Origin of the sequence: Nocardia sp. XZ_19_385 (genome assembly GCF_015355755.1) — a bacterium.
Lineage (GTDB): Bacteria > Actinomycetota > Actinomycetes > Mycobacteriales > Mycobacteriaceae > Nocardia.
The window spans coordinates 285,728-295,760 of the sequence record NZ_JACVEE010000006.1 but is presented as its reverse complement, the minus strand read 5'-3'; the positions used below and the strand labels follow the sequence as shown (position 1 = coordinate 295,760).

Here is a 10,033-nt window from a genome sequence, read left to right as displayed (position 1 = left end):
TAGAGTTACGGCGGCTATAGCGGTGGGGAAACGCCCGGTCCCATTCCGAACCCGGAAGCTAAGGCCACCTGCGCCGATGGTACTGCACTCGACAGGGTGTGGGAGAGTAGGACACCGCCGGAACATCCTTCACGATAGGGGACCCAGACTCTGGGTCCCCTATCGTCGTTTGGGCACCTTTTGGTCCCATTATGTTGCCGCATCTCTGCCCCTGGGTCGGTACGTGCTTGAATGCTAGGGGCCCTGAAGAGCAAATTTCCTGGAACCTAGAAAGGGATCACCGTGTCGGAGCAGAACGACGGTCGGAAGTCCTTCCGACGCGGCGAGGGATCCGATCGCCCCTCCCACGGTGGCTCGAGCGGCGGTTCCGGCGAAAAGCGCGACTATCGCCCCAGCAGCTCCAGCCGCGGCGATTCCGCCGGCGGCCAGCGCGGCGGTTCCAGCGACCGTGGCGGCTACAACCGTGGTGGCGATGACCGCGGCGGCGCCAGACGCAACAACGATTCCTCCGATCGTGGCGGCTTCAACCGCAGCAGCGGCTCCAGCGACCGCGGCGGTTCCAGCCGTGGGAGCGATGACCGCGCCGGTTTCAAGCGCGACAGCGGTTCCAGCGACCGCGGCGGTTACAACCGTGGCGGCGATGACCGCGGTGGTTTCAAGCGCAACAACGACTCTGCTGATCGCGGGCCTTCCAGCCGCGGCGGCGATGACCGCGGCTTCAAGCGCAGCAGCGATTCCTCCGATCGCGGCGGGTCCAACCGCAGTGACGATCGGGGCGGTTTCAACCGCAACAACGATTCCGGTGACCGCGGTGGCTATAACCGTGGCGGCGACGACCGTGGCGGCTTCAAACGTGACAGCGGTTCCGGCGACCGTGGCGGTTTCAACCGCAGCGGCGGCTCCAGCGACCGTGGCAGTTCCAACCGTGGCAGTTCCAACCGTGGCGGCGATGACCGTGGCGGTTCCAGCCGTGGTAGTGATGATCGCGGCGGTTTCAAGCGTGACAGCGGTTCTAGCGATCGTGGTGGTTTCAACCGCAGCGGTTCCGGTGACCGAGGTGGTTCCAGCCGTGGCAGTGACGATCGGGGTGGTTTCAACCGCAACAGCGGCTCCTCCGATCGCGGCGGCTTCAAACGTGATGACACCTCCGGCGATCGCGGTGGTTTCAAGCGGAACAACGATTCCGGCGGCAGCGGTGGCTACAACCGTGGTGGCGATGACCGCGGCGGTTTCAAGCGCAGCAACGACTCGGGTGATCGCGGCGGCTTCAACCGCGGCGGCGGTTCCAGCGACCGTGGCAGTTCCAGCCGTGGTGGCGATGATCGCGGCGGTTTCAAGCGCGACAGCGGTTCGTCCGATCGTGGTGGTTTCAACCGCGGCAACGATTCCGGTGACCGTGGCGGTTCGAACCGTGGTGGTGATGACCGGGGCGGTTTCAAGCGGAGTAGTGACTCCGGTGACCGCGGCGGCTTTAAGCGCGACAGCGATTCCGGCGATCGTGGCGGCTTCAAGCGCAGCGAGTCCGGGGACCGCGGCGGTTTCAAGCGCAATAATGACTCGGCCGATCGTGGCGGATTCAACCGTGGTGGCACCTCCGATGACCGTGGTGGTTTCAGGCGCGGCGGCGACCGCGACGAGCGCCGCGATTCGGGCGACCGCAACAGTTTCGGCGATGACCGCCGCCGTGGCGGCGAAGGTAGCCGCACCGGTGACCGGAACATGGACCGCCGCCCGCCTCGCCCCGAGGAACCGGATCTGCCGGACGACGTCCAGCCCTCCGATCTCGATATGGCTGTCCGCCGCGACCTGCTGACCTTGGACAAGAGCAACGCCGAGACCGTGGCCCGCCACCTGGTGATGGCCGCCCGCCTCATCGACGACGACCCGGGTCTCGCCCTGGCTCACGCCCGTGCCGCCCGCCAGCGCGCCGGCCGCGTCGCCGTGGTTCGCGAAACCGCCGGCGTCACCGCCTACCACGCCGGCGAGTGGGCCGAAGCCCTCTCCGAGCTCCGCACCGCCCGCCGCATGTCCGGCGGCTCGGGCCTGCTGGCCGTCATGGCCGACTGCGAACGTGGCCTCGGCCGCCCCGAACGCGCCATCGAACTCGGCCGCAGCGACGAAGCCCGCGAGCTCACCGGCGAAGAAGCCATCGAACTCCGCATCGTCGTCGCCGGCGCCCGCATGGACCTCGGCGAATACGACCAGGCCGTAGTGACCTTGCAAACCTCCGACCTGGACCCCGCCAAAACCGGCTCCTCCTACGCCCGCCTCTTCTACGCCTACGCCGACGCCCTCGTCGCCGCCGGCCGCACCGAAGAGGGCCTCACCTGGTTCCTCAACGCCGCCTCCGCCGACCTCGACGACGAAACCGACGCCGAAGAACGCGCCCAAGAACTCACCGGCGACCTGTAATCCAGAACTGACCAAACGGCCTGCTCGTAAATCAACGAGCAGGCCGTTTGCGTTATGGACAAGATCAAACTGCCGCTAGCAGCCGTCACTGACGAAGACGTCGTCGACGCAGTTCGCGGTGGCCGCCTTCCGTAGCCAGACCCTCAGTTCCTCGAGGTCGGTGCAGGCCCTGACTCGAGTGGGCACATCATCCGGAATCTCGACGCCACGGCTTTCGAGGACGAGCAGGATGTCTTTGGCAACCTCCCGCACAGCACCTTGTTCACGCAGGAGATTCGAGGTTTCGGAGCGGAAGAACGACAGGTCGATAGCCATTCAGGCCCCCTCGACGAAGAGGTCCTCGACGCAGTTCGCAGTGGCCGCTCGCAGCAACCACATCCTCAGCTCCTCGAGGTCGGTGCAGGCCCTGACTCGAGTCAGCTGATCCTCCGGAATCTCGACGCCACGCCGATCGAGGATGAGGAGGATGTCTTTGGCAACTTCCTGCACCGCACCTTGCTCACGCAGGAGATCCGAGACATCGGAACGGAAGAACGACAGGTCGATAGCCATTGGCGACCTTACGTGAAGAGGTCGTCGGCGCTGGACGCTGTGACCGCTCGTCGTAGCCAGGTTTTCAACTTTTGGACATCAGTGCAGGTCGAAATTTCGGTACGGAGCTCGTCCAGTACCTCGATCCCGCGTTCATCCAGTACGAGCAGGACATCTTCGGCCCGTGACTCCACGCGGCCTTGTTCACGCAGGAGATTCGAGGTTTCGGAGCGGAAGAACGACAGGTCGATCGACATCAGTTTCCTCCAAAGCTGAGTGGCTTTTGAGTTGCGGCCTAGAGCTAGCTCGGTCAGTTCGGCGAAGATGTTGTGTTCGGCGACCTCGCCGATATCCCGGAGGGCAGCGGCGAACGTCTTCAGTATCTCACCGACATCGGGCTCTTTGGCGTGGGTGATTGCTGACAGTGCGGTGAGGGGGATATCGGATGCGGCGGTCGCGAGATCAGTTATGCGAGGGACGTTGTGGGGGCCGAGGACGAGTGGGCGGACGGCCAGGCTGGGCCATAGCGGCATGCCGATGTGTAGTGGCCCCTCAGCCCACATGGCTGTTGGCTGGTCCTGGCAGACGACCAGTAGCACGATCGGCAGATCGTATTTCGAGTGCAGATAGGCGAGGTAGTAGGCCCAGGCTGCTGGTTTGTCTTTGTCCTCTCTTCGTTGAGCTTCGACGAGCAGGAGGAATGGGCCATGGCTGGAACCGATTCGCAGGACGGTGTCAGCGCGGCGTTCGATGGGGGCGGGTTCGGTCAGATCTGTTGATAGCAAGACGACTTCGTGGGGATCTGGGAACGGTAGGCCAAGGGTGCGGAAGGCGCGGGCGAAGGTGCCGGGGTCGTGTTGGAAGAGGCGGTGCATTGCCTCGTGTTGAGGACTGACCATAGTGGTCAAAGTAGTCCTGGATGCGAAAGTTTGTTCGGGTTGGGCGATCTCGTCCGGTCAGGGACGGCGGGTCCATGGACACGCCTGGCTGGTGTCGGGCAACTCGCTGGCGAGCTGGGCGGGTGTATGAGAACGGTGCTGGGAGAGTGGGGGTTTCGGGGTGGGGGTTCGAATTCCGGTTGCGCGCTGGTGAATTCGTGGCCAAGCTGGGGTGAATCGGTCGTAGAATCGCAGGCGAGGGGTTGTCTCATGGTCAAGCGGATGCGGTCGTTCGGGGTGGCTTTGTTGGTTGCTGCGTCGGTGCTGATGGCGGGGTGTGATTCGGGGCCGCCGGCGAGCACGGGGGTGACGATCGGTCCGGTGCAGCCGATGCCGCCGAAGGCCGCGGAGATCACGAGTGCGCCGAACCAGCGCGGGGATCAATCCTGTGATGCGACAGCGAGTTTGCGGCCCGGTGGGTTGCCGCCGCGTGCGGCGATGCCTGCGGGGAGTTCGATGGCGCAGATCGTGGCCAATGGGCGGGTGCGGGTCGGGGTGGCGCAGGACGGGTATCTGTTCGGGTTCCGGAATCCGCGCACCGGGGCACTCGAAGGGTTCGATATCGATATCGCCAGGGAGCTCGCGCGCGATCTGTTCGGCGATGATTCGAAGATCGATCTGGTGCCGTTGAGTTCGGCGGAGCGGATTCCGGCGCTGCGGAGCGGGCGGGTGGATCTGGTGGTGAACTCCTTCTCCACGACCTGTGAGCGGGACAAAGAGATCGACTTCTCCGCGGTGTACTACGTGTCCGAGCAGAAGATTCTGGTCGTCGCGAGTTCCGGAATTCGGTCCGGCGCGGACCTCGCAGGGAAGCGGGTGTGCAGTGTCACCGGCACGACATCGCTCGAGCCGCTGTTCGCGCTGCAGAACCGGCCGACGGTGATCGGTATGCAGACCTGGACCGACTGCTTGGTCGCGCTGCAGCAGGGAGCCGCCGACGCGATCAGCACCGACGCGCCGATCCTGCACGGCCTGGCGCTGCAGGACAACAATCTGGCGGTGGTCGGCCCGCCGATGGCGTTCGACTCCTATGCCATCGGAATCCCGGACGGCAAGACCGATCTGGTCCGCTTCGTGAACGCGAGCCTGGACCGGATGCGGGCCGACGGCACCTGGCAAGCGCTGTATCAGAAGCATCTGAGCCGGCTCGGTCCGTCGCCCGGGCCACCCAGCCCGAAGTACAAGGACTGAAAGGCAATACAGCCCGTGCCGTGAAATCTTGTCGGCGGGCTGGCGTAGGGTTTTGTGCCGTGGCGCGACTACGAGATCGCTATGAGGCCTTACTGCTGGACCTGGACGGCACGCTGTACCGGGGTCCAGTGGTGATCGATGGTGCGCCGGAGGCGCTGGCCGACGCGGCGCGGGAGCAGCGCCTCGTCTATGTCACGAACAACGCCAGCCGGGCGCCGGAAACGGTGGCCGAGCATCTGGCGGAGCTCGGCTTCCCCGCCACCACCGAGGACGTGGTGACCAGCGCGCAGGCGGCCGCCCGCCTGCTGGCCGAGCAGCTCGAACCCGGCGCGACCGTGCTGGTGGTGGGCTCCGACGATCTCGCCGCCGAGGTCAACGCGGTGGGCCTGCAACCGATCCGCCGCTTCAACGGCAACGCGCCGGCCGCTGTGGTGCAAGGACATTCACCGCAGACGGGCTGGCCGGACCTGGCCGAGGCCGCCTACGCGCTCAGCGCCGATGCGCTGTGGATCGCGGCCAACACCGATAAGACGCTGCCGAACGAGCGCGGTCTCGCCCCGGGCAACGGCTCGATGGTGGCCGCCCTGCGCACCGCATCCGGCCGGGAGCCGATCGTCGCGGGCAAACCGTTCGCCCCGCTCATGGAAGACGCGCTGCACCGGGCCGGCACCCGCAGCGCACTCGTCGTCGGCGACCGCCTGGACACCGACATCGAAGGCGCCAATACCGTCGGCCTGGATTCGCTGCTCGTCCTGACCGGCGTGAGCACCCTCGCCGAACTACGCGATGCTCCCGACGAACTGATCCCCACTTTCGTCGCGGATTCCCTGGACGCCCTGAACCACCCGCCTGTCGACTTCGAGCCGGACGGCGACCTGGCCGAGCGCCTGCGGCGCCACCCCGGCCGAGCGGTGACGGTGCGCGCGTCCGAAATCCGATAGCGTTGTGCCCACGATGACTACTCCGTTGCCTTCCCGATTGGACGAGGAATGACCGCGCCCGGCTTCGATGGACCCCGTCCCGGCGTCCCAATGCCGGGGCAGCATCTCGCGGCGCAGGTCCGCCCGGAAGCCGCCGACCCGGCCCGCATCAGCGCCGAGATCGACAGTCTGCTCGCCGAACTCGAGGCCCGCCCCGACGCCTACGACTCGGCGGAAACCGGCGTCGACATCACCCGCCGAGCCCGCATCCTGGAGCAGGCGCACGAGGTGCTGGTGCAGGCCCTTGCCACGGTGGACAAGATCTGAGGTGGCCAAGCGCGCGCGGGTGGACGCCGAACTGGTTCGCCGCGGGTTGGCGCGATCGCGGGAGCACGCGGTCGAGCTGATCGGCGCGGGCCGCGTCCTGATCAGTGGAGCGGTGGCGACGAAACCGGCGACCCAGGTCGATCCGGCCGCTCCGCTGCTGGTGCGGGAAGAACCCGACGAGGTGTCGTGGGCGTCGCGGGGCGCGCACAAGCTGATCGGCGCTCTGGCGGCGTTCGAGCCACAGGGCGTCACCGTCGCGGGTAAGCGTTGTCTCGATGCGGGGGCGTCGACGGGTGGTTTCACCGACGTGCTGCTGTCCAAAGACGCCAAAGAAGTGGTTGCAGTCGACGTCGGCTACGGCCAGCTGGTCTGGCGCCTGCAGAACGACGACCGGGTGCGGGTTTTCGACCGCACCAATGTCCGCAGTATCACTCCCGAATCCATCGGCGGCACAGTCGAATTGGTAGTCGGCGATCTGTCGTTCATCTCCCTGGCCCTGGTGCTGCCCGCGCTGGCGGCCTGCGCCGCACCGGGCGCGGACCTGCTGCCGATGGTGAAACCACAGTTCGAGGTCGGCAAGGAACGCCTCGGCACCGGCGGTGTAGTGCGCGACCCGGCTTTACGTGCCGAAACCGTGCGCGACGTCGCCGCGGCCGCCGCCCAGCTGGGGTTGCGTACGCTCGGCGTGGTGGCCAGTCCACTGCCCGGTCCTTCGGGCAATGTCGAATATTTCCTGTGGCTGCGCAAGGATGGGCAGTTCAGCTATGACGCCGACGAGGTTGCTGCCTTGGTCGAGCGTGCGGTCGAGGAGGGTCCACAGTGAGCGCGGAACCGACAGGCCGGGAAATCCTGCTGATCTCACACCCGGGGCGAGCCGAGATCATCGAAACCGCGCACCGGGTCGCGAAGATCTTCGCCGACGCCGGGATCGGTTTGCGGGTACTGGCCGACGAAGCCGACAGCACCCGCTTCGAATGCGAGGACCCCACCCGGGACGTGCGGGCGCTCGCCGAACCCGGCGGGTATCCGGCCACGGTGGTCAACCACTGCCCGGACGCGGCGGTCGGCTGCGAAATGGTGCTGGTGCTCGGCGGAGATGGCACCTTCCTGCGCGCCGCCGAACTCGCGCGGTCCGCGGCGGTGCCGGTGCTGGGAATCAACCTGGGCCGCATCGGTTTTCTCACCGAGGCCGAGGCCGAGCACCTGGACGAGGCGCTGGCCCAGGTGGTACGCGGCGACTACCGCATCGAACACCGCATGACCATCGATCTGACTGTCCGGGTGAACGACGAGATCGTCGAAACCGGCTGGGCGCTCAACGAAGCCAGCATCGAGAACGCCTCCCGCATGGGCGTGCTCGAGGTGGTGCTGGAGGTCGACGGCCGCCCGGTGTCCTCGTTCGGCTGCGACGGTGTCCTCATCTCCACTCCGACGGGTTCGACGGCTTACGCGTTCTCCGCGGGCGGCCCGGTCGTGTGGCCGGAACTCGAAGCGCTGCTGGTGATTCCGAGCAACGCGCACGCTTTGTTCGCGCGCCCGCTGGTGACCAGCCCGGACTCGCGGATCGCCGTCGAGTCGGTCGCCACCGGGCACGATGCGATAGTTTTCCTGGATGGCAGGCGCACCATGGCCTTGCCGCGCGGGGGCCGGGTGGAAGCGGTCCGCGGCGCCGAACCGGTGCGCTGGGTGCGGTTGGATTCCGCGCCCTTCGCGGACCGGATGGTGCGCAAGTTCCAATTGCCCGTGACCGGCTGGCGCGGCCGACGGCGAACGGAGAGCTCGAATGCTGACCGAGATCAGGATTGACGGCTTAGGCGTCATATCCACTGCCACAGCGCAATTCCACGAGGGCCTGACCGTCCTCACCGGTGAGACCGGCGCCGGCAAGACCATGGTCGTCACCAGCCTGCACCTGCTCAGCGGGGCGCGGGCCGACGCCGGCCGAGTCCGGCTGGGCGCGGCGCGTGCGGTGGTGGAGGGCCGGTTCACCGTCGAGGACGTCAATGACGCCGCCCGCACCGAGGTCGGTGAGGTGCTGGAAGCCGCTGCGGCGCAAGCCGATGACGACGGCAGCGTCATCGCGATCCGCACTGTCGGCAGCGACGGGCGTTCCCGCGCGCACCTGGGTGGCCGCAGCGTGCCCGCCTCGGTGCTCGCCGATTTCACCGCGCCGCTGCTCACCGTGCACGGCCAGAACGATCAGCTCCGCCTGCAACGCCCCGAGCAGCAGCTCGGCGCGCTGGACCAGTTCGCCGGTGACACCATCGGCCCGCTGCTGCGCAAATACGGGGTGGCCCGGCGCTCTTGGCTGGACGCGCGGTCGGAACTGCTGGAACGGACCGCGCGCAGCCGCGAACTCGCACTCGAAGCCGACCGGCTGCAGTACGCGCTCAACGAAATCGACGCGGTCGCACCGGAACCCGGTGAGGACAAGCGCATCCTGGACGAGGTGCGCCGCCTCAGTGACCTGGATTCCCTGCGGGAAGCCGCCGCCACCTCGCACGACGCACTGGCCGGCCCGGCCGATGCCCCAGAAGACCATTCGGGCGCGCTGGCCGCGCTCGGCCTGGCCCGCGCGCGCATCGAGTCCTCGGACGACCCGAAGCTGACCGCGCTCGCACCGCGCCTGGCGGACGCCATCGCGGTGGTGGTCGACGTGACCACCGAACTGAGCAGCTACCTTTCGGATCTGCCCTCGGATCCGGGCGCGCTCGATTCGCTGCTCACCCGGCAGGCCGAATTGAAGGGCCTGACCCGCAAGTACGCCTCCGATGTCGACGGTGTGATCGCGTGGGCTGAAGACGCCCGCACCCGCCTCGGCTCGCTGGACGTTTCCGAGGAAGCTCTCGCGAAACTGTCCGCCGAGGTCGATATCGCCGCGGAACGGGTCAGCGAGGCGGCACGCAAACTGACCACGGCCCGCACGAAGTCGGCGGGCAAACTGGCCTCGGCGGTCAGCGCCGAACTGGGCGGCTTGGCAATGGGCAAGGCGCGCTTGGAAGTTGAAGTGCGCCCGGTACCCGCGAGCCCGCAGGATTCGGCGCCGCTCACCGTCGGAGGCAAGGAATTGCACGCCGGTCCGGCCGGTGTGGACGAGGTCGAATTCCGTCTGTCCGCCCATTCCGGCGCGCAGTCACTTCCGTTGAGCAAGAGCGCATCCGGCGGTGAGCTCTCCCGCGTGATGCTGGCGCTGGAAGTAGTTCTCGCCAGCTCCGATCACGGTGCCACGATGGTCTTCGACGAGGTCGACGCTGGTGTCGGCGGTCGCGCGGCGGTCGAGATCGGACGCCGGCTGGCCCGGCTCGCTCGCACCCATCAGGTCATCGTGGTGACCCACCTGCCCCAGGTCGCGGCTTTCGCCGACACGCACCTGGTCGTCGACAAGTCCGACGACGGAAAAGGCAAGGTGAACAGTGGTGTTCGCGCCCTGACCAAGGACGAGCGCGTCATCGAACTGGCCCGCATGCTGGCCGGCCTCGACGACACCGAGACCGGCCGCGCGCACGCGGAGGAGCTGCTCGAAACTGCGAAGGCTGCCCGCCTCCCCGCGACTTCAGGCCAGGCCTAGGAGCGGGGCCGAGCAGCGTTGGCGGCCGCCGGTTTCGGAGGTCGTCGAGTCTGCCCGTCCCCGACGAGTTACCCATGTACTCGCGAAATCAGTTGTCGCCGAGCATGTCAGGGCGCCAGCGTCGAACGCTCCCCGCAGTTGGGTAG

At 67.1% G+C, this 10,033-nt stretch carries 9 protein-coding genes, 1 rRNA gene and 1 pseudogene; 8 read left to right on the top strand and 3 right to left on the bottom strand.

What is annotated here, in order from left to right; genetic code table 11:
* Positions 1-6 precede the first annotated feature (6 nt).
* Together rrf and IBX22_RS34930 are read left to right on the top strand one after the other, a co-directional pair.
* A 5S ribosomal RNA gene (rrf, locus tag IBX22_RS34935) occupies positions 7-123 on the top strand.
* Between the two features lie 1,353 nt (positions 124-1,476).
* A pseudogene (locus tag IBX22_RS34930) lies at positions 1,477-2,412 on the top strand (tetratricopeptide repeat protein); the annotation flags it as partial.
* Positions 2,413-2,487: 75 nt separating this feature from the next.
* Here IBX22_RS34930 and IBX22_RS34925 read toward each other — a convergent pair.
* The 3 genes from IBX22_RS34925 to IBX22_RS34915 are packed head-to-tail and all read right to left on the bottom strand — an operon-like array spanning position 2,488 to position 3,842.
* On the bottom strand, positions 2,488-2,727 hold the full coding sequence (locus tag IBX22_RS34925) for a hypothetical protein (protein WP_194820076.1): 240 nt from the start codon (positions 2,725-2,727) through the stop codon (positions 2,488-2,490).
* Positions 2,728-2,964 carry a hypothetical protein gene (locus tag IBX22_RS34920; protein WP_194820075.1) on the bottom strand — a complete coding sequence of 79 codons (237 nt, stop codon included), beginning with the start codon at positions 2,962-2,964 and terminating at the stop codon, positions 2,728-2,730.
* A gap of 8 nt (positions 2,965-2,972) precedes the next feature.
* Positions 2,973-3,842: a hypothetical protein gene (locus tag IBX22_RS34915; RefSeq protein ID WP_194820074.1), complete on the bottom strand. Its 870-nt coding sequence runs from the start codon at positions 3,840-3,842 to the stop codon at positions 2,973-2,975.
* 495 nt (positions 3,843-4,337) lie between these two features.
* Between IBX22_RS34915 and IBX22_RS34910 the strand changes: the two genes are divergently transcribed.
* The 6 genes from IBX22_RS34910 to recN are packed head-to-tail and all read left to right on the top strand — an operon-like array spanning position 4,338 to position 9,887.
* Positions 4,338-5,072, top strand: a complete 735-nt coding sequence (locus tag IBX22_RS34910; RefSeq protein ID WP_309234918.1) for a glutamate ABC transporter substrate-binding protein — start codon at positions 4,338-4,340, stop codon at positions 5,070-5,072.
* Between the two features lie 59 nt (positions 5,073-5,131).
* Complete coding sequence (locus tag IBX22_RS34905) at positions 5,132-6,013, top strand: HAD-IIA family hydrolase (protein WP_194820073.1); 882 nt, start codon at positions 5,132-5,134, stop codon at positions 6,011-6,013.
* 48 nt (positions 6,014-6,061) lie between these two features.
* Positions 6,062-6,319 (top strand): hypothetical protein, encoded by a 258-nt coding sequence (locus IBX22_RS34900; RefSeq protein WP_194820072.1) that lies wholly within the window; start codon positions 6,062-6,064, stop codon positions 6,317-6,319.
* Position 6,320: 1 nt separating this feature from the next.
* Positions 6,321-7,142: a TlyA family RNA methyltransferase gene (locus tag IBX22_RS34895; protein ID WP_194820071.1), complete on the top strand. Its 822-nt coding sequence runs from the start codon at positions 6,321-6,323 to the stop codon at positions 7,140-7,142.
* Entirely contained in the window at positions 7,139-8,125 is a 987-nt protein-coding gene (locus IBX22_RS34890; RefSeq protein ID WP_194820070.1) for an NAD kinase, read from the top strand. Before IBX22_RS34895 ends, IBX22_RS34890 begins: the two co-directional genes overlap by 4 nt.
* Complete coding sequence (gene recN / locus IBX22_RS34885) at positions 8,103-9,887, top strand: DNA repair protein RecN (RefSeq protein ID WP_194820069.1); 1,785 nt, start codon at positions 8,103-8,105, stop codon at positions 9,885-9,887. Before IBX22_RS34890 ends, recN begins: the two co-directional genes overlap by 23 nt.
* Positions 9,888-10,033 lie beyond the last annotated feature (146 nt).

What these genes read in the sequence shown, in the direction of transcription:
- IBX22_RS34925 (WP_194820076.1), bottom strand. Translation starts at nt 2,727, where the DNA reads ATGGCTATCGACCTGTCGTTCTTCCGCTCCGAAACCTCGAATCTCCTG.
- IBX22_RS34920 (WP_194820075.1), bottom strand. Translation starts at nt 2,964, where the DNA reads ATGGCTATCGACCTGTCGTTCTTCCGTTCCGATGTCTCGGATCTCCTG.
- IBX22_RS34915 (WP_194820074.1), bottom strand. Translation starts at nt 3,842, where the DNA reads ATGGTCAGTCCTCAACACGAGGCAATGCACCGCCTCTTCCAACACGAC.
- IBX22_RS34910 (WP_309234918.1), top strand. Translation starts at nt 4,338, where the DNA reads ATGGCGCAGATCGTGGCCAATGGGCGGGTGCGGGTCGGGGTGGCGCAG.
- IBX22_RS34900 (WP_194820072.1), top strand. Translation starts at nt 6,062, where the DNA reads ATGACCGCGCCCGGCTTCGATGGACCCCGTCCCGGCGTCCCAATGCCG.
- recN (WP_194820069.1), top strand. Translation starts at nt 8,103, where the DNA reads ATGCTGACCGAGATCAGGATTGACGGCTTAGGCGTCATATCCACTGCC.